This window comes from Micromonospora coriariae (assembly GCF_900091455.1).
GTDB lineage: Bacteria > Actinomycetota > Actinomycetes > Mycobacteriales > Micromonosporaceae > Micromonospora > Micromonospora coriariae.
Genome location: NZ_LT607412.1, coordinates 172,677 through 192,448, shown reverse-complemented (window position 1 = coordinate 192,448; position 19,772 = coordinate 172,677). Strand labels below are relative to the sequence as shown.

Here is a 19,772-nt window from a genome sequence, read left to right as displayed (position 1 = left end):
CCGATCAGCGTGTCCCGAACTGCTGGTGCTGTCGCGGGGGTTTCGGGCAGTCGTCATGAGATGGACATCTCCTCGTCGTGTCGACGCGCGGGCCGGCGTACGACGGTTGGGGTCAGCAGCGTGGCGAAGGCCGCGGTTGGCGGCGGCAGCCACGGCCCGCCGGCATAAGAGTCGGCACGGCCGCAGGCGCAGCCGATGATCGGTGGGGGCACGAGACCGACCCGGGACAATCGCCGGGATGGAACCCCTCGGGTGTAGGACATGGCGATCAGCGACCGGGAGCGGGCAACAATGTGCCTACCGTCGCCCGGAGGGTGTCGACAGCGTCCCAGTCCTCGGGGTTCAGGCTGGCGAGAGCGGCCGGAAAGACGCCGTCCTGCTCTTTGAGGATGTGCTCGCGGAGCAGGTGGAGGGTCTCGACGAGCCGGGCGGGCCAGCCAGGGTCGGCGGGTGCGCCGCCGCCGGCTTCGCCGAGGACCGCTTCGATGTGCCGGTGATCGGCTTGCAAGGCCATGACCTGATCGGGGAAGTCGGCGGCCAACATCGGGAACAGGCCGTGCTCCTCGACATAAGTGTGTGGTTCCAGGACGTTGGTGATCTGCCGGGCCAGTTCTGCCATCCGAGCGGTGTCGGTAGCGGCGTGCGCGGCACGGACCTCACCGATGAGGTTGACGACCAGATCGTGTTCGCGGGTCAGATCGTCGATCGCGGTCACGGCTTGGCACCCGCAGTACTCACACATGAACAGCACTTCCCTTGCCTGAGTTGGGGCGGGTCGCTGGGTCCTGGACGCCGACGGACGTCTGGCTGACGTTCTTGGCGACAGCCGTGACAGTCAGCGCCAACGCGGCGAGTGCGACCACAGCGAGGGCGGCCAGGCCAAGAGCGTACGACCCGTACTGGCCATAGATAGCACCCATGATCAGTGGTGGGACGAACCCGCCGAGGCCGCCTGCGGCACCGACGATGCCGGTAACAGAGCCGACCTGATTCTGCGGTGCCAGCAGGGCGACCAAGGCGAAGGTCGCGCCGCTGCCAGCACCCAAGGCTGCGGCCATGGACAGGAACGCGATGGTACCCAGCGGCGCGAGGCCGGGGGTGAACGCCTGTACAGCCGCGCCGACGACCACCACGGCGAGCGATGCGGCCAGGACGCGGGTCGGGGCGAGGCGGTCGGCCAGCCAGCCGCCGATCGGGCGCATCACCACCGCGAGCAGCACGAAGCCGGCCATCCGGTTGGCGGCGTCGGCCTGAGTGAGCCCGTAGGCGGTCTTGAGGTAGGCGGGCAGGTAGACGGAGAACGCGACGTAGCCCCCGAAGAGGACGGCATACAGGGCGGCCGCCTGGCGGGTGACCCGCAGACGTGCGGTGCCGGCCAGCCGCCGCGACAGCGTCCCTGACGGGAGCGCCTGGCCGGGTGCGTCGCGCAATAGCAGCGCGGCCACCAACGCGTAAGCGCTCAAGGCGATCGCGGTGACCACGAACGGGGTCGCGGTCCGCCCAGCGGTGACGAGTTTGACGGTGGTCAGCGCGCTGATCGCGGTGCCGCCCATCCCGGCGCCGAACACCCCGATCGCCAACCCCCGCCGCTCGGGCGGGAACCAGGCGTTGACGAACGGCACGCCGACGGCGAAGGCGGTGCCGCCGACGCCGAGGAAGAACCCGCCGACCAGTAGCCCGGCCAGCGAGGTGTGCCCGGACAGACCCAGATAGAGCACCGGGACGATCGTCGTCAGGGAGACCAGCGGGAACATGACCCGGCCCCCGAACCGGTCGGTCAACGCCCCGACCGGGATCCGGCCCAGCGAGCCAACCACGACCGGGACTGCGACCAGCAGAGCTTGCTGGAACGCGCTGAGACCCAGCGTGTCCTTGAACTTGGGAGCCAGCGGGCTGAGCAGGGCCCAGGCCCAGAAGTTGACTGCGAACCCGACGGTGGCCAGGACGAGCATCACCGTCCGCTGCCCGCCGGCTGCCTGCACTGCGCCCGGCGAAGCTGCGCGGGGATCCCGTGTGCTCATTGTCGTCTCCACTGTCATTCGCGACGCAGATGCCGGTCGCCATCGGCTAGCGCCTTCCAGAGCGGCACACCCACCAGGATTTCCGGTTCCGATCCGACCGAACAGGGTCTTTGTTCCCGACCACATAGGACGACTCGGGCGGGCGCCGGGTCGTCAGTCCGAACGGCCCCATGTGTCAGGAGCCGAGCGGGTAGTGCGCGCGGAGCAGCGTGGGGCGCTGACAGGCCGGCATGTGCCCCGGCCGGGCGGAACAGCGGGCGGTACACGTACCAGGTCACCGCGGCCAGCAGCATGCAGAGCACCGTCACGCCGGTGGCAACCCCGATGGAGGCGTCCGGGTCATCGCGGACGACCATAGTGATGGCCATGCCGGCGACTGAGGCGCCGATCAGGGTGTAGGCGCCGAGGATGGCGTACACGGGTTTGGGCGCCCACGGCCGGTGCCGCAGCGCGCCTATTCCGACGGTGATCGCCGCCGGGACCACGATGCCCAGGTCCATGAGCTTGACCAGCCAGAACGGTGTCGGGCTGGACAGGTACTGCACCGCGGTGGGCTGGTCGCGCATCGCGTCCAGGTAACTCGGCAGGTGCAGACCCAGCGCCACGAAGGCGGCGATGACCAGCAACAGGACTCCCGCCACCCGATCGGCCCGCGGCGAGGCCGCCGGCAGCTGTCCCGCTGGGGACCTGGTCCACGCCCGTAGGGCGATCGCGCCGGCCAGGACGAACGGGCCGAGCATCAGCGGGAAGAACCGCTCGACGTTGCCCGGCAATCGCAGGTACTCGTTGCCGACGATCAGCTGCGTGTACATCTAGAGCACGAAGATCGAGGGCGCCAGGGCGAGTACGGGCGCCGCCGGATGCCGGCGGATCGCCAACACCCCCACCGCGACGGTGACCGGAGCGACGACGATCAATGCGGCGGCGTCCCCGCCGATGATCTGATTCATGCTCGTCGCGGACGTGCGGTAACGCAGCACACCGAACACCAGCGGGCCGAGCACCACCACGGCTGCGACCGCCGCGGCGAGCAGCACCAGGCCCACGCCGAGCAGCCGGGCGGACGTCCTGGTGCCGTTGCTCTGCATGGTGCGAGCCTGCGCGCGAAACTACCGGGCGGCCAGGGCCGGACGGCCCTCCATGCCGGGCTCCCGGGGCGGCCCCACCACCGAGCTGACGGAGCGGGCCGCGGTGCCGCCGCGCGCGGGCCCGGTACCTGCGCATTCCCGGCAATCAGGGCCCGTCGGCCCTGCCTGTACGTCCGGTAGGCGCGCAGCATCGAGTTGAGGCACCGACGATGGAGGAACAGTGCGAGGACTCGTGTACGGCGGAGCGGGCGAGAAGTCATGGACCGAAGTCCCGGATCCACGGATCGTGGACCCTCGGGACGCGATCATCAGGGTGGACGCTGTCACCATCTGCGGCACCGACCTGCACATCGTCGGCGGAGACGTCCCTGCCGTTGAGCCTGGCCGGGTCCTCGGACACGAGGCGGTCGGCACCGTCGTCTCGGTCGGGGCCGGCGTGAGCAGCCTTCGCGAGGGTGACCGGGTGCTGGCGTCGTGCATCTCCGCGTGCGGGACGTGCCGTTACTGCCGGGAGGGCACCTACGGTCAGTGCCTGGGGGGCGGGGGTTGGATCCTCGGGCACGTCGTCGACGGTGTCCAGGCCGAATACGCCCGCATCCCGTTTGCGGACACGTCCACCTACAAACTGCCGGCGGCCGTGACCGACGAAGCCGCCGTCCTGCTCGCCGACATCCTCCCCACGTCGTACGAGGTCGGCGTCCTCAACGGCCCCGTCCGCCCCGGCGACACCGTCGTCGTGGTGGGCACCGGGCCGACCGGGCTGGCAGCCATCCAGACCGCGCGGTTGTTCTCCCCGGCGCATATCATCGCCGTAGACAAGGCGGAGAGTCGCCTGGCAGCCGCGAAAGTGTTCGGCGCCGATACGACCGTCCTCGCCGACGGTGACCCGCTGGCCGCTGTCCTGTCGCTCACCGGGGTCTCGGGGCGGATGTGGCGATGGAGGCGGTCGGCACACCGCAGACCTTCGAACTCTGCACGAGGCTGGTGCGGCCCGGCGGGCGAGTCGCCAACATCGGCGTACACGGCAAGCCGGCGACTCTGCACCTCGAGGACCTGTGGATCCGCAACGTCACCCTCACCACCGGGCTCGTGGACACGTACTCCACCCCGAGGCTGCTCGACATGCTGGTCGCGGGACAGCTCGACTCGGCCCACATGGTCACCCATCGGTTCGCACTGGAGCAGATCGCCGAGGCGTACGACGTCTTCGCAGGCGCGGCGGAAACGGGCGCGCTCAAAGTCGTCCTCACGCGCTGAGGAGAACGTCATGACGGACGCCCCTGCCCCCGTCGACTTCGGCGGGGGCACGCTACCGGACGGAAACCGACTCAACGCCCTTGCCCACGCGTTCTGCGCGGCAGGCGGCTTCGGTCCGGCCGTGCCGCCGAAAGCGCATCCTCAGTTGCGGCAGGTCACCCGCGCCGGACGATCTCCAACAGGCCGCGGCGCAGTGGGATCTGGGCGAGACGGACGAGGCCGGCTGGGCCGTTCCCGCTGACGTTAGCTGGCTCATGACCGACGACGACGGTGCGCTCCCCAATCCGACGTGCCCGGTGTCGTTGCGATGGTCTCGACTGCTTGGTCGAACTCGGTGTCGACGACAGCACCGGTCTCCTTCTCGCAGATGTCGTCCTCATCGAGCAGTGCCCGCACCACCAGGATGCGCGGGTGCTCCTTCGGACGGCTTCGCTGCCGATATGGATGCCACCGGTTTGGTCGGCGGTGATAGCTGTCCACACTCCGGCCCTTGACTCGACGGCGCTCATCGACTGCCGTCCGCACTGTCGGTGGCGGGAGCCCAGTCGGGCCGGAACACGCGCGCATCCCGGTCAATCCCGAGGCGTTCGCACGGCCGGTTGAACGCCACGTTCGCGCCCGTCATGTACGAGCCGTTCCGCAACGCGTTGTCGACTGCGGCCAGCAGCAGCAGCGGCAGGTCGGCGGCCGGTACCTGGCTCCATTCGGCCCCGGTGTCGGCCATGTGCCAGCCAGCGTGCCCGGCGGGGAAGCGACATACGGTGGGCGGGATCTGAACGTCGGTGATGGTGGTGAGGCGGTCGCCGCAGCGCACGACCGTTTGCTCGCTCATGTCAGTCATGCTGATCTTCGTAGGTCAGGTGGGGGAGCGGCTGTGTCCCCAGCCGGACAGGCCGCGAGCGGGTCAGAGGGCGGCGCAGGTGTGCCCGCTGTCCGAGGATCACGCAATGCGTCTTCACCACAGCACCGTCGCCGTCACCGCCCGCGGTCATGCTCGCCGCCGCAGGCTGCGGCACCAGCACACCCGAGACTCCGGCCGCCGCCCCACCAGCGACCACCGCCACGCCGGCCGCGCCCGCACCAGCCCCGGAGCCGGGGGACTATCTCGCTAACGGTGCTTCCGGCGGTCTTCTAGTAGGTCTCAACGGCCGGGAAGCGGTCGCTGAAGGTGATGGCGAAGGCGTTCAACGCGGGTTTCCAGCGCATCGTCCATCGGGTCCGGCCGGTTCCGGTCGGGGCCAAAGACCGGGTCACGAGATACAGGCACTTTAGCGCCGCCTGCTCGTTCGGGAAGTGGCCGCGGGCTTTGACCGCTCGCCGGTAGCGGGCGATGAGGGACTCGATCGCGTTGGTCGAGCAGATCACCCTGCGGATCTCCACGTCGTAGTCCAGGAACCGGATGAAACTCGGACCAGGCGTTGTCCCACAACCAGATCACCACCGGATAACGCCCGCCCCACTTGTCCGCCAGGTCGTCGAAAGCGGTCCGGGCCGCGGCGCGTTGACCGCCCGGTGTAGATCGGCTTGAGGGCTCGTTTCAGCTCGTCCCAGTACTTGCAGGAGGTCAGCCGGATCGTGTTGCGGATCAGATGGATCACGCAGGTTTGCACGACCGTCTGGGGCCACACGTTGGTGACCGCAGACCACGCCGCCTTTGCCGGACCACGCACTCCTGTCACTGCGATCTACACTCCACCCTCGTGCCGACGAAGACGACGACGCCGAGCAAGTGTCCGGCGTGTGCCCACGACTTGGTATTGCTGGAGGCGGGGGCGCTCTCCTGGTGCTCTGCCTGCCGGTGGAACCTGGACGTGTACGACCCGGCCCTGGCTCCCTGGCGCGGCACCAGGATGATCGGCCGGTGGGGGTTCCGGCGAGGGCTGGAGGTCGATCGGGCGGCGCATGAGCAGCTGCTGGCCGACCCGGAGGCACGCCCGGCTGGGACGTCGTCGGGTGAGGTCTGGCTGTTGGCGGCCTCCGTGGTGTTGGCCCTGCTGGGGCTGGCGGCGGCGGGCTACCTCGTCTGGCTTGTCGTGGCCAGCGATCTGCCGCCGGGCGTCCGGCTGGCCATGGCGATCCCCGCTGTGCTCATCTTGCTGCTTGTCAAGCCGTCGTTCGGGCGGGTGCCGAAGTATGGCGTGATCACCGAGCGCGAGGCTCCGCAGTTGCACCGTCTGGTGCGGGAGGTCGCCGATGCCGCCGGGACACCGGTTCCCGACGTGATCTGCGCGGACCTGAGCCTCAACGCTGGTGTCGCCCGGCTGGGTTGGCGCCAGCGGTCGGTGCTCGTCATCGGAATCCCGCTGTGGGTGATGCTGCCGCGGCCGGCCCGGGCTTCGCTCCTGGCCCACGAGCTGGGTCACCTCGCCAACGGCGATCCGCTTCGGGTACGAAGGACCCTGCTGGCGAGGACGTTCGGCGCCCGGGCGGTAGCGGCCACCGGTGGGCGGAACCCCTGGCGGCGAGCCATTCGGGCGGCGGACTCGCTGGCCGAGCAGGGGAGGGGGACAGTCGTCCTCCTCGGGATGATCGTTCACGGAATCGTCGCTCTGGCCAATGTCGCCGCCGCGACCGCTCAGCTGCTCGTCGACAGCGTGGCGATGCCCGACAGCCGTCACGCCGAGTACCGGGCCGATCTAGTGGCCCGCAGGGTCGCCGGCAGCGCGCCCTTCCTCCGATCCTCCGAGACGGTCCTGCTTGCCGGCCGGATCTGGCAGGACTTGTGGCATCTGGCGCCACGTATCGACGGTGAGCAACTTGAGGCGATGGCGGCCGAAGCCCGGCAACGCCTGGCCGCCCACCTGCCGCTGGCCCGCCAGCTCAGCCGGCGAACCACCGACCTGTGGAGCACCCACCCGAGCGAAGACCAGAGGATGGCGCTGATCGAGGCCCTGCCTGGTGTCGACGGAGCCGTCTGCGTCGACGACATCCGTTGGGCCGAGATCGACACTGAACTCGCGCCGTGGCGCCGCACCGCGCACAACGCCCTCCTTGGAACCAGGGACCGGTTCTGAGGAGCTTGCGCCAGCCAGTGGGGACGTAATCGATCTTCCAGTCGGTGCAGAACCCGAGAGTGCCGTGGGTGAGGTAGCCGACGTCTTCGAGGTAGCTGGCGCTGTCCCGGCCGCGCCGGAAGCTTCCCGCACAGCAGCGCTGCTGTCGGCGTGGCCTTCGCTGGGAGGTGGGGAGGTCATGGTTGCGGACTCCCGTGCGCCGGTCGGGTCATCCGGCGCATCTGCTCGATGGCGTCGATGGTCTGTGTCGTGAGGTCGCGGATGAGCTGACCCGCCGGGCGGACGTCGCGGACGAGTTCGACCGACTGTCCGGCATAGAGAGCCATGTCCGCCAGGTCTCCGGTCATGCCGGGCAGCGGAATCAGATCCTCGTACCGGTGGTGCGGTTGGCCTTCGTCGTCGACGGCCACGATGTCGCCGTCGCCGGGGCGCCCCGGCGACGGTGGAGATCCAGCGGATTCCCAGCGATGCACGGTGGTGTTGCGCAGGACGCGGTGCGGCGCGTCGGGCCAGCCGCCGTCGAAGCAGCGAGTGTGGACCGTGTCCTCGGCACCGGAGGCGACCAGACGGTTGCGGTAGAGCTGATGGGTCCTTGCCTCGATGGTCGCGAGGAAACGGGTGCCCAGCCACACGCCTTGCGCGCCCAGGGCCAGGGCGGCGGCGACACCGCGGCCGTCGCTGATGCCTCCGGCTGCCATGACCGGGATCGGGCTGACCGCGTCGACCACGGCCGGCACCAGAACCATCGTGGTGGTCGTCCCGCGCACGTGCCCACCGCCTTCCCAGCCCTGCGCCACGATGACGTCGACATCACAGTCGACGGAGTGCTGCGCCTCCCTCACGCTGCCGACCGTGTGCATGTGCAGCGCACCGCCGTCCCGGATCAGCTGGCTGACAGGCGCCGGGTCGCCCCAGAAGGTCGAGACGACCGGAACCGCCTCGTCCAAGCAGACCGCCAACGTGTCCTGCACGGGAAAGTCGAGTATCAGATTGACCCCGAACGGCCGGGACGTACGCCGTCGCACCTCGCGGATGCTGTCGCGCGCCCGGTCAGGACCTTGCCACGTCACTGCCAGCATGCCGAGCCCACCGGCCTCGGACACTGCGGCGGCAAGTTCCGGCGCCGCCGCGGAACCGACCGGCGCCTGCACCACCGGCGCGGTGATGCCGAGACGGTCGCCCAGTGCGGTGCGTAACCCAACGATCATGGCGAAATTTCCTCCAGCGCTTCGGAAAACGAATCAGATCCGAGCCCGGTACTGTATCGGAAACAGAAGCGGTGGAGAAGGGGACGGGATCGCGATGGCGGCGCCCAGGCCGGGGAGACCGGTACGCGGGTCGAGTACCGGACGACCCCTGATGGCCGCGCTCGACCTCTTCGGACGGCGGTGGAGCCTGCGTATCGTGTGGGAACTGCAAGGCGGTCCGCTCGGCTTCCGTGCCTTGCAACAGCGCTGTGACAACATGTCGTCCAGCGTCCTGCGGCAACGGCTGACCGAGCTGGCAGAGGCCCGCCTCGTCGAGCAGCGCCCGGATACCGCATACGCGCTCACCTCACTCGGGGACGACGCCTACCGCGCACTGCGCCCTCTCGTGCGCTGGTCCGACGACTGGGCCGCCGCCCTCGCCGACCACGAGATGATCACCGACAGGGCGACGCCACCATGACCGGCAACCACCACCGCAACGTGACCATCGTGGACGCCTGCACGCACCGCGGACACGGCGGCAGCCCCACCGCCGTACTGATCGATGACCACACGCTCGGTGATGATGCACGCCGCGCGGTGGTGCGCGATGTCGGCACCTCACACGCGGCCTTCGTGGACACCGAGGCGGACACCGTGCGGTTCTTCACCACACACAGCGAGCTCACCAACTGTGGACACGGCACCATCGCCGCCCAAGCCTTCCTGCTACACCGTCGCGGCACAACCAAGCAACAGGGGCGCCAGCGGACCGGTGGCCGCACCTTCGACACCACAGCGATCCAGCGCGACGACGGCATCGAGGTGTGGTTCGATCAGGGCATCATTGATCTTCAAAACACCGTTTCCGAGGATCTCGACAAGATCCTCAGCGCCCTCGGCATCGAGCCGGCCGCCATCGCCGCCGACGACGGCCCGAGCGTCGCCTCGCCAGGAACACCACGACTTCTGGTACCCGTCAAGACGGCGCCGACCCTGCACTCCCTGCGACCGGATCTTCCCCGACTCGCCACCGAATGCCACCGCCGGGGTTACCTCGGCTGCTTCGTCTACACCAGGTCTCCGGTCCGCGACAGAGCGATCGCCCGCATGTTCGCGCCCGCAATCGGCGTCGGCGAAGATGTCGTCAACGCCAACAGCACCGGCTGCCTCGCCGCCCACCTGTATGCGACCCACGCCCGGAACAGCATCGAGGTCGAACAGGGACACGCCGCCGGCCGCCCCTCCCTCGTCCGCGCCACCACGACCGCCACCACCTACGGCATCTCCACCCGGATCGGCGGAACAGCCATCATCCGCACCGGGCCCGCAGAACCCGACACCAAAAAGAACGCCGGACGTCAGTAGCACGTCGAGCGCGACCGCTCGGTAGACCGGACGATCAGCCGTGCACTCATATGGGCAGCCGAAAAGAGAGCGACAGCCCGGGCGCCTCGACCGAGGTCTGGCCGGGCGACGGTCGCAGGTCATTGAACCTAGTAGCCGCGGAGCGCGCGGTAGCCGATGAGCGCAGAGCGCCATGAGCAGGCCGAACGGGTCGTCGACGCCCTCCGGCGGGCTGACCCGCAGGTGCGTCCGGTGCCGGGGCAGCTCGTCGTACCCCCAGTCGTAGCCCTGTCGGCCCTCCCGGCGGGGCAGCGTGACACCCGCTGGTCCGGGGTCGGCAGGCCCCCGGCGCGCAGTCAGCCGGCGAGCCGGCTGGCGTGCCGAGCGCCGCCGCCCTGGCCGCGAGCCTTTTCCCTTGCGAGGGTCGGGATCGACTACCGGCGATTCGCACCAGGCTAGGCTTCCGCCATGCTGATCATCGAAGGAGCGGGCCGGTGGACCGCACCCGCCGGGGCAGTCAACGACTGGGTGGAGCACCTGAGGGTGCCGGACCTGTCGGTGGGGACGTACTGCATCCCGACGGGCGGTCTCGACGATCAGAGTCCGCACACCGAGGATGAGATCTACGTGGTCACCGCGGGGCGGGCCCGGATCGTGACTCCGGACGGCGCGGCCGAGGTTGGCCCGGGTTCGGTGATCTTCGTGCCGGCTGGCGAGGAGCACCGGTTCGACGAGGTGACCGAGGACCTGGCGCTGCTGGTGGTGTTCGGCCCGGCGTACGGCTCGCGCGCTTCGGGTCGGCGAGCCGAATAGGGCGGCCGACGGTCGCCCGCCCGCAGTTCAGCGTCCGTCGTGAGTGGAACGGATGGCCCTGCCACGCTCCGTTATGCCCGGTCCAGCGCTGTTGGCATTATGAGGGGCCGCTCGTGGTGGGCAGTCCCCCGCTGGCCGATCGGGACGACCCGGAGCGGTGGGCTCGTTCTGACGGGCAGGGGCGCCGCGCGGGCAGCAAGCGGCAGAAGCGACCAAGGCCGTGACCCGCGGTCGCGCGGGTCACGGCCTTGATCATCTGTGCGCCCGAAGGGGATCGAACCCCTACGCGGTGAACAGTGGCCCGACGTTGGGGCCGCGGGGCAGGGTCGTCAGCCGATGTAGCCGTTCTCGGTCAACCAGGTCTTGGCGACATCCGCCGGTTCTTCACCGTCCACGTCGACCTTCGCGTTGAGCGCGACCATCGTGGCATCGTCGAGGGCCGCCGCGATCGGAGCGAAGATGTCCTTGATCTCGGGGTGCTCGTTGAGCACCTCACTCCGGACGTTCAGCGAACCGTTGAAGGGTGGGAAGAACTGCTTGTCGTCGGTCAGCACGGTGAGACCGAGGCTACCCACCCGACCGTCGGTGGAGGTGATCGAGCCGAAGGCGCACTCGCCCTTGTCGACCTGGTTGTACACGAGGGCGTCCTGCACGTTGGAGACGTTGTCCGGTGCGACCTTGAAGCCGTACGCCTTCTCCAGGCCGGGCAGGCCGTCGGGCCGGGTGGAGAACTCGCCGCCGACGCAGAAGGTCGCGTCCGCGGGGTTGCTTGCGACCAGTGCGGCGAGGTCGGAGATCGAGGCGACGCCGAGCCGCTCGGCGGTCTCGTTGCTCGCGGCGATCGCGTAGGTGTCGTTGAACGGGGCCTGGTCGAGCCAGGTGACACCGTTGGCCGCGTCGGCGTCGCGGACTGCTTCGAACTGGGCCTTGGCTCCGGGGATGCCCTTCTCGTTCTTCAGGTAGGTGACCCAGCCGGTACCGAGATACTCCCAGTACAGGTCGATCTCGCCGGAGGTCAGCGCGGCGCGGACGGTCGTACTGCCCTGCAATCCGATCTGGTCCTCCACCTTGGCGCCCGCGGCGGTGAGTGCGAGCTTGGTCAGGTTTCCGAGGACGAGTTGCTCGGTGAACTCCTTGGAGCCGACGGTGACCGTGGCGCCGCCGAGGTCGAACTTCTCCCCGATGCTTCCGCTGCCCGCGACATCGTCGTTGCCGTCGCTGCCGCACGCGGCGACGAGCATTACCAGCGCCAGTGCGCCGGTGAGCAGCGGCCAACGGCCTCGCTTGTTCGTGTTCCTCATGTTCCTCCTCAGATAGTGAGCGACTCAGGACGAAGCCGCGGAGGTCATAGCCCCTTCGGGCGCAGAGCGTCCTCGACAATTCCGGCCACCCAGTCAAGGAGCAGCGCCAGAACTGCGGTGAGGACACTTCCGGTGATGAGAACGGGCATCCGATCGAAGCGGATCCCCTGGTCGATAAGGAAGCCGAGGCCGCCGGCACCGACGAAGGTCGCCAGGGTGGCGGTGCCGACGTTGATGATCAGTGCCGTACGGATGCCGGCGAGCAGGACCGGCACGCTCAGCGGTAGCTCGATGCGGCGAAGCACCTGCCAGCCGCTCAGGCCCATTCCCCGGCCCGCCTCGACGAGCATGCGATCGACCTGGTTCAGGCCGACGATGGTGTTACGCAGGACCGGCAGCGCGGCGTAGATGACCAGCGCATAGACGGCCTGGCCGAAGCCGATGCCGACGGTGATCGCCATCAACACCAGAACCCCGATCGACGGTATCGCCTGACCGATGTTGGCGACGGCGAGCACTACCGGGGAGAACCTGCGGACCGCTGAGCGGGTCAGGAGCACCCCCAACGGCACCGCCAGGAGGACGACGATCAGGGTCGAGACGAAGGTGAGCTGCACATGCTCGATCAGCTTCTCGCGAATCGTGTCGGCGTTGAGGCTCGCCTGGGAGATTCTGTCGAGGTCCTGGTTCCGTACGTAGAGGTACAGGGCTACGCAGACGGCGGCGAGGAGCACCGGAGTGCCCAACCGCCGCCAGAATCGGGACGGTCCGCCGAGCTCGTTGAGTAGGTCGTTGGCGTCGGGCGTGACCTCGCGGGTCCTGGCCCCGAATGCTGGGATGGCCACCTTAACCGGCCTCCGCGCGCTGGCCTGCCGTGTCCCGGTCCCGGGCCCGGGAACTCTCGCGCATCTCGTCGATGGCGCGCATCACTGTGCGCATGTCGACGATGCCCTGGTACCGCCGCTGGTCGTCGACGACGATCGCGCACCCGACCCGCGAGGTGACCATCTCGTTGAGCGCGTCGTGCAGCGTGGCGTGCGGCTCCACGGTGGCCGCCGCGGGAAGCCCCACCCGATCGAGGGACTCGCCCGACCGTGTCAGGTCATGGCCGGTGACCCAGCGAACCGGCCGTTGGTTCTCGTCGAGCAACAGCAGCGACCCGTGATCGCTGTCGGTGAGCGCCTGGCGCAGGTGTGCCCGATCGTCGTCGAGCCGGCCGACTGCCCACTGGTTGAGCTCCACGTCTCGGACGCGGCTGAGGCTCAGGCGCTTGAGCGATGCTCCCGAGCCGATGAAGTCCGCGACGAAGTCGTCGGCCGGAGCCGTCAGGATCGCTTCGGGAGTGTCGTACTGGGCGATCTTCGACCCCTTCGTGAGGATCGCGATCCGGTCGCCGAGCTTGATCGCCTCGTCAATGTCGTGGGTGACGAAGACGATGGTCTTCCGAATGTTGCTCTGCAGGCGGAGGAACTCGTTCTGGAGACGCTCGCGGGTGATCGGGTCGATGGCGCCGAACGGCTCGTCCATCAGCAGCACCGGAGGGTCGGCGCTCATCGCCCGGGCGACCCCGACCCGTTGGCGCTGGCCGCCTGAGAGTTCCTTCGGGTACCGCGCACGGTAGGCCGACGGTTCCATGCCCACCAGATCCAGCAGTTCGTCGACACGCTCGGAGATCCGGGCCCGGCTCCACCCGAGCAGCCGGGGCACCATGCCGATGTTCTCGGCGATCGTCATGTGCGGGAACAGGCCGATCTGTTGGATGACGTAGCCGATCCGACGGCGTAGTTGATCAGCGTTGACGTGGGTCACGTCCTCGCCGTCGATGAAGATGCGTCCGGAGGTCGGCTCGATGATCCGGTTGATCATCTTCAGGCTGGTGGTCTTGCCGCAACCAGAGGGTCCGACCAGAACCACGATTTCGCCTGCCGGTATGTCCATGGTGATGTTGTCCACGGCCGACTCGGCCTGACCCGGATAGCGCTTGGTCAACGACTCGAGGCGGATGGACGCCGCCGTAACGGTCCCTTGTGCATGCTCAGGCATCACAGCCCCTTCGATGTCGTCAACTTGGAGATCAGTCCGAGGACGCCGTCCAGCAGCAGCGCCAGCATCGCCACGAAGAGGGTTCCGCTGAAGGCAAGGTTGAAGCCGCGCTGGGTGCCGATCGCCGAGAGCCCCTGGAAAATCGGTCCACCGAGGCCGGGCCCGTTGACGATGGCCGCGATGGCAGCGATCCCAACGATCATCAGGGTCGACACGCGTACGCCGGTCATGATGACCGGCCAGGCCAGCGGTAGCTCGATGCGGAGCAGCCGTTGGCGGCGGGAGAGCCCCATGCCCTGCGCCGATTCGACGATAGCTGGATCGACCGAACGCAGCCCAGTGATCGTGTTGCGCGCGATGGGAAGCAGTGAGTACAGCACCAACGCGACGACCGTGGGCACGGCCCCGAGACCGAAAATCGGTATGAACAGTCCGAACAGGGCGAACGACGGGACGGTCAGGAACGTGCCGGTCACCGTCAGTACGGCTCTGGCTCCGTTTCGATTGCGATAAGTTGCCAGACCCAACCCGAGCGCGATCACAGTCGCCAACACAATTGTGACGAGCACCACAAGCAGATGCTCGAAGGTCAGCTCGAGTAGGTCAGACCACTCTCGTTCCAGATATGCGGGCAAGCCGGAGATGTAGTCGAGGAAGGTCATTGACGAGCAAGTTTAACCGATGGATTTTCATGTTTGCCGAGGCCCCCTGACCGGTGGCCGGTTGCCGGTCACGTAACCGGTGACGGCCGCCCAGGTCGCCGCACGGCAGCGGACGCTCGTCAAGCGGTCACACCAATTGCCGGTCTGGGCCTTTTCGGTGTGGCGAGGAGTTCATGCTCCACGGGTGACGTTCGCCGTCGGACCTCGTGTGATGCGTCGCCGGTAGGCCAATCCACGCATTCGAGTGGGGCGAGATCGAGTTGGTCGAACATTGCTAGCCAACGAGAAAATCGGACATCCAATGACGTAATCTCAGCGGTAGGTATTTGTATTCGAAAGGGTCAGGTGCAGCACGGCGGCGATCTCCCCGTTCCGGCGTGGGCTGGCGGCCGCTGGCGCAGAGTGCGCCAGCGGCCGGTGAGGATGGCGCGCCCACGCCCGGACCCGCTCCATCGGCGAACGCGCCAACGCCACCCTCAAAAGCCGGAAAATCTTGACCGAGCGGCGCTGTTGCCCACACCGCGCCACTGCGATCGTGCAGGCCATCCTCGTGTTACACCACGCCGAGCACCCGATCCTCGGCCCTGGGGCTCAGCCGGTGAATTCGTTGACGCCGAGGGCGAAGTCCCAGTGGCCGACCCCGTTGCCGGCAAGGCCCACCGTGACCACGCCCACTCCTTCCAGCCAGTGCGCCATTTTCAGGCCGCCGACGTCCAGCGGGCGCAGCCCGAGGCTCTCGATGAATGCCGCTACGCCCGCCTTGGCCTGCGCATCGTCGCCAGCGAGGAAGACGTTGGGCCGGCCCTTCTCCAGGACATTACGGAAGATGGTGTTGAATGCCTTCACCACGTTGGCGCTGGCCGGGGCCACCTTGGCGGCTTCCTGCGCGATCGAGGTCTCCTCGCTGTGGGCCAGTCCGTCGAATGTGGCGTTGAAGGGGTTGCTGATGTCGACGATGACCTTGCCCGCGAGGGCTTCTCCGTACTCGGCGACGACCGGAACGACACCGTCGTACAACAGGGCCGTGATGACGATGTCCCCGGCCGGGACGTCGCCCCACTTGCCCGTCGTCGCGCCACCGCCCAGAGCCTTCGCCAGGTCATCGGCCTTGGACTGATCGCGTCCCATGACCTCGACGGTGTTGCCGCCCGCCACCGCGAGCGTGCCGATGGTACGGGCCATGTTGCCCGTACCGATGAGGGTGATGCTGCTCATGAGGTGTGCTCTCTTCCTGCTCTCAAGGTGTCGCTCTGTCTCGTTCGTGCCGGGCCAGGCGCCGGGCGTCGGCGTTTCCCGGCACCTCCGGCTCGTCGTCTTCCGCCGGTAGATTCGGTTGTTGTGGGGTGCGACCGGGGCATTCCTGGTGTGTGGTTCAGATGGCGGTGGTGCCGCCGTCGGCGACCAGTTCCAGGCCGTTGACGTAGCTGGAGTCGTTGGAGGCGAGGAACAGGGCGACGGTGGCGATTTCTTCGGGGCGGCCCATCTGGCCGCGGGGGATGAGGGACTCGAACTGGCGCTTGGTGGCCTCGTCGAACAGTTCTTCCTGCTTGGCGGTGGCGACCTGGCCCGGGGTCAGGACGTTGACCCGGATCTTGCGGTCGCGCAGTTCGTTGAGCCAGACGCGGGCCCAGGCCTGCTGGACGGCCTTGCTGCCGGCGTAAAGGCTCCAGCCGGGGAAGGCGCCGAGGGAGGCGTTGGAGCCGGTCATGAAGATCGAGCCGCCGTCATTGAAGAGCGGGAGGGCCTTCTGGACGGTGAACAGGGTGCCCCGAACGTTGAGCCCGAACCAGGTGTCGAACTGGGCCTCGGTGATCTCGCCGAGCGGGGCGGGCTCGCCGCCGCCGGCGCTGGCCCACAGTACGTCGAGGCTTCCCTTCTCCCGCTTGACGGTGTCGTACAGGCGGTCCAGGTCGTCCAGGTCGGCGGCGTCGCCCTGGACGCCGGTGACGTTGTGGCCGATCTGCTTCACGGCCTCGTCCAGGGCGTCCTGGCGGCGGCCGGTGATGAAGACGTGCGCTCCCTCGTCGACGAACAGCTTGGCGCCGGCCAGCGCCATGCCGGTGGTGCCGCCAGTGATGACCGCTACCTTGCCGTCAAGCTTTCCCATGACCGCTCCTTCAGGTCGGTGGTGCCGTGCGCACCTGAGGCGATGATGTTATGTACACCGCTCTGTGTGCTTACGGTACGGGGCGGGTGGCCGCAGCGCAAACTATGTACACCGGTCGTTACCCAGCAGGGGTACCATGGACCCATGACTGAGCTGGAGAAGGGCCCCCAGGGCCGCCGCCGCGGCCGGGGTGCGCGCGAGCGCATCATCAGCGCGTCCCAGCAGCTGTTCCGCGAGCAGGGCATCAACCGCACCGGCATGGACCAGCTTTGCGCGGCGGCCCAGGTGTCCAAGCGCACGGCCTACCAGCACTTCACCGGCAAGGACGAACTCGTCGCCGAGTACCTGCGCCGGTTCGACCCCTCCGTTCTGTCCGGCGTTTTCGACCGCACCGACCTCACGCCCCGCGAGCGGCTCCTGGCCGCCTTCGACGTCCCTTCCACCACCCCCCTGTGCCCCTACATCGGCGCCGCCGTCGAACTTCACGACCCCCAGCACCCCGCATCCCAGTACGCGCGCAACTACAAGGAAGCCGTCGCCGCGCGGCTCGCCGACACCGCCCGGGAAGCCGGCGCCGCCGAGCCTGAACAGCTCGGCGAGCAGCTCGCGCTGCTCATCGACGGCGCTGCGGCCCGGACCCGGGTTCTCAACGCCGACGCCTTCCCCACCGCCGCCGCCATCGCCGCCGTCCTCATCGACAACGCCATCCCCGCGTCATCTCCTCGGCAGCCCAGCGATGACCGCGGAACTACGGGGTCTGCTCCCGTTCCGGTGGGAGGCCAATGACGGCCCGATCACGCCTTGTCGCACGGAAGACGGCGTCGAGTTCGGCGCGGCCGAAGCGGTAGATCACGCCGCACAAGGGCAAGAACAAGCCCGACTCGCAGGAGGACGCCAACGCGAACGCGGCCAACGCCCACTCGGAGTGCTCGACAGGGCCACGGGTCACCCTGGCCCTGTCGAGCACTCCGCTGCGGCTGCGCGAGCCCCTCGCCGGGCTCGCGTTACGCGTCGCCGACGACGCACGGGCCCGCGACAGGCCGACATGGCTGTTCCCCAGAAGCCAAGGGAAACGGGCCCTGTCCGCCGACCGGCTCCGCGAACGAATCGCCGCGACTGACCTGGACGACAACGATTTCTGTGTTTCGCCCCGCCCGGCGGCCTGCCGAGCGGGGCTATAACACGGCCGGACCATACCGCGGCCCGCGCACGCACTCGCGGTTCACCGCGTTGCGGCGGCCAGTGCCGCGCGGATAGCGTCCTCGCCGACCGGCTGGCCCTTCTCGTTCGAGTACGGCCCGTACGGGGTCCCCCACACCGGCGTGCCCGTCGCTTGCCGCCAGCCGGCGGCCAGTGGTCCCGCGTCCAGCACGCTGTACCCGATGGATTCGATGAATTCGGTCACCGCCACCTTCGCCGGCGCGGAGTCCCCGACGATCGGCAGATACGAGCGGTCGGCCGCCCCCGCCGGGCGGGCGAGTGACAGCAGGTGCTTGAAGAAGATGTTGTTGAACGCTTTCACGACCATGGCGTCCGGGAGGTACCGCAGCAGCAGCAGCTCGCTTGAGGCGAGCGACCTGCTGTCGAGTTCGGGAATGGGCCCGTCACGCTCGGGGCCGTAGTTGCACGTGTCGATGACCGTCTTCCCGGCCAGTGGCGCGGCGGGCACGTGGGGGAAGGCCTTGACCGGAACCGCGATCACGACGATGTCACCGGCTGCCGCGGCTTCCCCGCTGGTCGCCGCGGACGCCCGCGGCCCCAGTTCCACAACCGTGTCCGCGAGCGTTTCTGGACCGCGTGAGTTGCTGAGCACGACCTGATGCCCGGCCTCGACGGCGAGCCGCGCGATCGTGCTGCCGATGGCGCCGCTGCCGATGAATCCCACAGTCGTCATATTCTGAGCCGCCCTCCTCGTCATGTACCGGACTCGTTGAGACCCGGGTCCTTGCCGTCAGCTGGCGGGGAAGTAGTGGCCGTTGTCCAGATCGGCGAGCAGGCGGGGCTGAGCGGGTTCCCAGCCGAGGGTCCGGCGGGTGACGAGGTTGGACGCCGGGTAGCTCTGCGTGACGATGTTCGCGAGGAACCCGAAGTATCCCGGCAGCACCAGTTCGTCCACGGGAATGCTCACGGCGGGCAGGCCCAGACGACCGCCGATGGCCTCGGCGATCTCCCGGAACGGGATGCCCCCGTCGTCGACCGCGTGCCAGTATCTGCCGGCCGGGCCCTTCTCCAGCGCCAAGCGGAACACGGAGGCGACATCGCGGATGTGCACGGCGTTCCACAGGTTCGCGCCGTCTGCGGGGTAGCCGATGAAGCCCTTCTCCTTCGCGAGCGCGATCAGCGTCGGGAGGAAGCCGGCACGATCGGTCGTGCTGTGCGCGATGTTGGCGATCCGCACGACCGATGACCGCACGCCCTGCTCGGCGAGGCCGATTACTGTGGATTCCACGACGTTACGAGCCCGCAGGGTGCCCTTGTGCTCATCGCCACTGGGAAGGGCCGGGTCCTCCTCGGTGGCCGTCCGGCCCAGGAATCCCTGCCCGGGCGAGCCGATGCTCCCCGCCGCGACCAGCGGCTTCCCGGTTCCCGCCAGTGCCTCGCCGTAGGCCAGCATGATCGGGACCTCTGCGGCGGCCACGGCGTGGATCCCGCCGGAGAAAAGCAGGTCCTGCCGGTGCGCGACGTGGATGACGCCGTCGGAGTCCGCAGCCGCCTCCTTGAGCCCGTCGAGATCCCCGAGGTCGCCGCGACGCACCTTCGCGCCGAGCGCGGACAGCGCCGCCGCGGCAGTGTCCGACCGGGCCAGGCCGGTGACCTCGTGCCCAGCGGCGATGAGCTCGGGGACGATGTACGAACCGGAATGGCCGGTCCCACCAGTGACGAAAACGCGCATCCTGCTGCTCCGTGTGAGTGATGTGACGCGAGAAGTGGT

The 19,772-nt window shown here is 68.6% G+C and carries 20 protein-coding genes and 3 pseudogenes; 8 read left to right on the top strand and 15 right to left on the bottom strand.

The annotated features are described in order from the left end of the window. Positions 1 to 268: 268 nt before the first annotated feature. Genes GA0070607_RS00890 through GA0070607_RS00875 form a run of 4 tightly spaced genes read right to left on the bottom strand, consistent with a single transcriptional unit; the run spans position 269 to position 3,109 of the window. Positions 269 to 715 (bottom strand): hemerythrin domain-containing protein, encoded by a 447-nt coding sequence (locus GA0070607_RS00890; protein WP_231930722.1) that lies wholly within the window; start codon positions 713 to 715, stop codon positions 269 to 271. Positions 716 to 734: 19 nt separating this feature from the next. Then, positions 735 to 2,021, bottom strand: a complete 1,287-nt coding sequence (locus tag GA0070607_RS00885) for an MFS transporter (RefSeq protein WP_089016456.1) — start codon at positions 2,019 to 2,021, stop codon at positions 735 to 737. Positions 2,022 to 2,035: 14 nt separating this feature from the next. Next, entirely contained in the window at positions 2,036 to 2,833 is a 798-nt protein-coding gene (locus GA0070607_RS00880; RefSeq protein WP_089016455.1) for a hypothetical protein, read from the bottom strand. Continuing rightward, positions 2,834 to 3,109, bottom strand: a complete 276-nt coding sequence (locus tag GA0070607_RS00875; RefSeq protein ID WP_089016454.1) for a hypothetical protein — start codon at positions 3,107 to 3,109, stop codon at positions 2,834 to 2,836. Positions 3,110 to 3,329: 220 nt separating this feature from the next. Here GA0070607_RS00875 and GA0070607_RS33135 point away from each other — a divergent pair. Continuing rightward, positions 3,330 to 3,659: pseudogene (locus tag GA0070607_RS33135) on the top strand (alcohol dehydrogenase catalytic domain-containing protein); the annotation flags it as partial. A 386-nt stretch (positions 3,660 to 4,045) separates the two neighbouring features. Continuing rightward, the gene (locus GA0070607_RS33130; RefSeq protein WP_231930721.1) at positions 4,046 to 4,366 is read left to right on the top strand and encodes an MDR/zinc-dependent alcohol dehydrogenase-like family protein; all 321 of its coding nucleotides are present in this window, start codon (positions 4,046 to 4,048) and stop codon (positions 4,364 to 4,366) included. Positions 4,367 to 4,871: 505 nt separating this feature from the next. Here the strand turns inward: GA0070607_RS33130 and GA0070607_RS00865 are convergent. Beyond that, positions 4,872 to 5,198, bottom strand: a complete 327-nt coding sequence (locus GA0070607_RS00865; RefSeq protein WP_089016453.1) for a hypothetical protein — start codon at positions 5,196 to 5,198, stop codon at positions 4,872 to 4,874. A gap of 299 nt (positions 5,199 to 5,497) precedes the next feature. Continuing rightward, positions 5,498 to 6,003: pseudogene (locus GA0070607_RS00860) on the bottom strand (transposase); the annotation flags it as partial. On the opposite strand from GA0070607_RS00860, the gene GA0070607_RS00855 reads away from it, so the two are divergent. Next, positions 5,956 to 7,380: a M48 family metallopeptidase gene (locus GA0070607_RS00855; RefSeq protein ID WP_089016452.1), complete on the top strand. Its 1,425-nt coding sequence runs from the start codon at positions 5,956 to 5,958 to the stop codon at positions 7,378 to 7,380. The pseudogene GA0070607_RS00860 and the gene GA0070607_RS00855 sit on opposite strands and share 48 nt — an antisense overlap. A 176-nt stretch (positions 7,381 to 7,556) precedes the next feature. On the opposite strand, the gene GA0070607_RS00850 is transcribed toward GA0070607_RS00855, so the two are convergent. Beyond that, positions 7,557 to 8,588, bottom strand: coding sequence for an NAD(P)H-dependent flavin oxidoreductase (locus GA0070607_RS00850; protein ID WP_089016451.1), 1,032 nt, complete (start codon positions 8,586 to 8,588; stop codon positions 7,557 to 7,559). A 151-nt stretch (positions 8,589 to 8,739) separates the two neighbouring features. Between GA0070607_RS00850 and GA0070607_RS00845 the strand changes: the two genes are divergently transcribed. The 3 genes from GA0070607_RS00845 to GA0070607_RS00835 all read left to right on the top strand — a co-directional run bounded on the left by GA0070607_RS00845 (position 8,740) and on the right by GA0070607_RS00835 (position 10,727). After that, complete coding sequence (locus GA0070607_RS00845) at positions 8,740 to 9,048, top strand: winged helix-turn-helix transcriptional regulator (protein WP_231930718.1); 309 nt, start codon at positions 8,740 to 8,742, stop codon at positions 9,046 to 9,048. Next, on the top strand, positions 9,045 to 9,935 hold the full coding sequence (locus GA0070607_RS00840; protein ID WP_089016449.1) for a PhzF family phenazine biosynthesis protein: 891 nt from the start codon (positions 9,045 to 9,047) through the stop codon (positions 9,933 to 9,935). The genes GA0070607_RS00845 and GA0070607_RS00840 overlap by 4 nt, the downstream gene beginning before the upstream one ends. 447 nt (positions 9,936 to 10,382) lie before the next feature. Then, positions 10,383 to 10,727: a cupin domain-containing protein gene (locus tag GA0070607_RS00835; protein ID WP_089016448.1), complete on the top strand. Its 345-nt coding sequence runs from the start codon at positions 10,383 to 10,385 to the stop codon at positions 10,725 to 10,727. Between the two features lie 329 nt (positions 10,728 to 11,056). On the opposite strand, the gene GA0070607_RS00830 is transcribed toward GA0070607_RS00835, so the two are convergent. The 4 genes from GA0070607_RS00830 to GA0070607_RS00815 form a co-directional block, all read right to left on the bottom strand. Then, complete coding sequence (locus GA0070607_RS00830) at positions 11,057 to 12,028, bottom strand: glycine betaine ABC transporter substrate-binding protein (protein ID WP_089016447.1); 972 nt, start codon at positions 12,026 to 12,028, stop codon at positions 11,057 to 11,059. Between the two features lie 44 nt (positions 12,029 to 12,072). Continuing rightward, entirely contained in the window at positions 12,073 to 12,762 is a 690-nt protein-coding gene (locus tag GA0070607_RS00825) for an ABC transporter permease (protein ID WP_197701217.1), read from the bottom strand. 112 nt (positions 12,763 to 12,874) lie between these two features. Then, on the bottom strand, positions 12,875 to 14,071 hold the full coding sequence (locus GA0070607_RS00820; protein ID WP_089016446.1) for a betaine/proline/choline family ABC transporter ATP-binding protein: 1,197 nt from the start codon (positions 14,069 to 14,071) through the stop codon (positions 12,875 to 12,877). Beyond that, positions 14,071 to 14,733 (bottom strand): ABC transporter permease, encoded by a 663-nt coding sequence (locus GA0070607_RS00815; protein ID WP_089016445.1) that lies wholly within the window; start codon positions 14,731 to 14,733, stop codon positions 14,071 to 14,073. Before GA0070607_RS00815 ends, GA0070607_RS00820 begins: the two co-directional genes overlap by 1 nt. 427 nt (positions 14,734 to 15,160) lie before the next feature. On the opposite strand from GA0070607_RS00815, the pseudogene GA0070607_RS00810 reads away from it, so the two are divergent. Then, positions 15,161 to 15,301, top strand: a pseudogene (locus tag GA0070607_RS00810) (IS5/IS1182 family transposase); the annotation flags it as partial. A 23-nt stretch (positions 15,302 to 15,324) separates the two neighbouring features. Here GA0070607_RS00810 and GA0070607_RS00805 read toward each other — a convergent pair. Together GA0070607_RS00805 and GA0070607_RS00800 are read right to left on the bottom strand one after the other, a co-directional pair. Then, entirely contained in the window at positions 15,325 to 15,948 is a 624-nt protein-coding gene (locus GA0070607_RS00805; protein WP_089016444.1) for an NADPH-dependent F420 reductase, read from the bottom strand. Positions 15,949 to 16,105: 157 nt separating this feature from the next. Continuing rightward, entirely contained in the window at positions 16,106 to 16,840 is a 735-nt protein-coding gene (locus GA0070607_RS00800; RefSeq protein ID WP_089016443.1) for an SDR family NAD(P)-dependent oxidoreductase, read from the bottom strand. 144 nt (positions 16,841 to 16,984) lie between these two features. Between GA0070607_RS00800 and GA0070607_RS00795 the strand changes: the two genes are divergently transcribed. Further along, on the top strand, positions 16,985 to 17,626 hold the full coding sequence (locus GA0070607_RS00795) for a TetR/AcrR family transcriptional regulator (RefSeq protein ID WP_089016442.1): 642 nt from the start codon (positions 16,985 to 16,987) through the stop codon (positions 17,624 to 17,626). 436 nt (positions 17,627 to 18,062) lie between these two features. Here GA0070607_RS00795 and GA0070607_RS00785 read toward each other — a convergent pair whose 3' ends face one another. Beyond that, positions 18,063 to 18,734, bottom strand: coding sequence for an NADPH-dependent F420 reductase (locus GA0070607_RS00785; protein ID WP_197701271.1), 672 nt, complete (start codon positions 18,732 to 18,734; stop codon positions 18,063 to 18,065). Positions 18,735 to 18,791: 57 nt separating this feature from the next. Continuing rightward, on the bottom strand, positions 18,792 to 19,733 hold the full coding sequence (locus GA0070607_RS00780; RefSeq protein ID WP_089016439.1) for an SDR family oxidoreductase: 942 nt from the start codon (positions 19,731 to 19,733) through the stop codon (positions 18,792 to 18,794). Positions 19,734 to 19,772 lie beyond the last annotated feature (39 nt).

Coding starts and splice junctions, on each gene's coding strand:
- GA0070607_RS00885 (WP_089016456.1), bottom strand. CDS start 2,021: ATGAGCACACGGGATCCCCGCGCAGCTTCGCCGGGCGCAGTGCAGGCA.
- GA0070607_RS00880 (WP_089016455.1), bottom strand. CDS start 2,833: ATGTACACGCAGCTGATCGTCGGCAACGAGTACCTGCGATTGCCGGGC.
- GA0070607_RS00875 (WP_089016454.1), bottom strand. CDS start 3,109: ATGCAGAGCAACGGCACCAGGACGTCCGCCCGGCTGCTCGGCGTGGGC.
- GA0070607_RS33130 (WP_231930721.1), top strand. CDS start 4,046: ATGGAGGCGGTCGGCACACCGCAGACCTTCGAACTCTGCACGAGGCTG.
- GA0070607_RS00865 (WP_089016453.1), bottom strand. CDS start 5,198: ATGAGCGAGCAAACGGTCGTGCGCTGCGGCGACCGCCTCACCACCATC.
- GA0070607_RS00855 (WP_089016452.1), top strand. CDS start 5,956: ATGGATCACGCAGGTTTGCACGACCGTCTGGGGCCACACGTTGGTGAC.
- GA0070607_RS00850 (WP_089016451.1), bottom strand. CDS start 8,588: ATGATCGTTGGGTTACGCACCGCACTGGGCGACCGTCTCGGCATCACC.
- GA0070607_RS00845 (WP_231930718.1), top strand. CDS start 8,740: ATGGCCGCGCTCGACCTCTTCGGACGGCGGTGGAGCCTGCGTATCGTG.
- GA0070607_RS00840 (WP_089016449.1), top strand. CDS start 9,045: ATGACCGGCAACCACCACCGCAACGTGACCATCGTGGACGCCTGCACG.
- GA0070607_RS00835 (WP_089016448.1), top strand. CDS start 10,383: ATGCTGATCATCGAAGGAGCGGGCCGGTGGACCGCACCCGCCGGGGCA.
- GA0070607_RS00830 (WP_089016447.1), bottom strand. CDS start 12,028: ATGAGGAACACGAACAAGCGAGGCCGTTGGCCGCTGCTCACCGGCGCA.
- GA0070607_RS00820 (WP_089016446.1), bottom strand. CDS start 14,071: ATGCCTGAGCATGCACAAGGGACCGTTACGGCGGCGTCCATCCGCCTC.
- GA0070607_RS00815 (WP_089016445.1), bottom strand. CDS start 14,733: ATGACCTTCCTCGACTACATCTCCGGCTTGCCCGCATATCTGGAACGA.
- GA0070607_RS00805 (WP_089016444.1), bottom strand. CDS start 15,948: ATGAGCAGCATCACCCTCATCGGTACGGGCAACATGGCCCGTACCATC.
- GA0070607_RS00800 (WP_089016443.1), bottom strand. CDS start 16,840: ATGGGAAAGCTTGACGGCAAGGTAGCGGTCATCACTGGCGGCACCACC.
- GA0070607_RS00795 (WP_089016442.1), top strand. CDS start 16,985: ATGACTGAGCTGGAGAAGGGCCCCCAGGGCCGCCGCCGCGGCCGGGGT.
- GA0070607_RS00785 (WP_197701271.1), bottom strand. CDS start 18,734: ATGACGACTGTGGGATTCATCGGCAGCGGCGCCATCGGCAGCACGATC.
- GA0070607_RS00780 (WP_089016439.1), bottom strand. CDS start 19,733: ATGCGCGTTTTCGTCACTGGTGGGACCGGCCATTCCGGTTCGTACATC.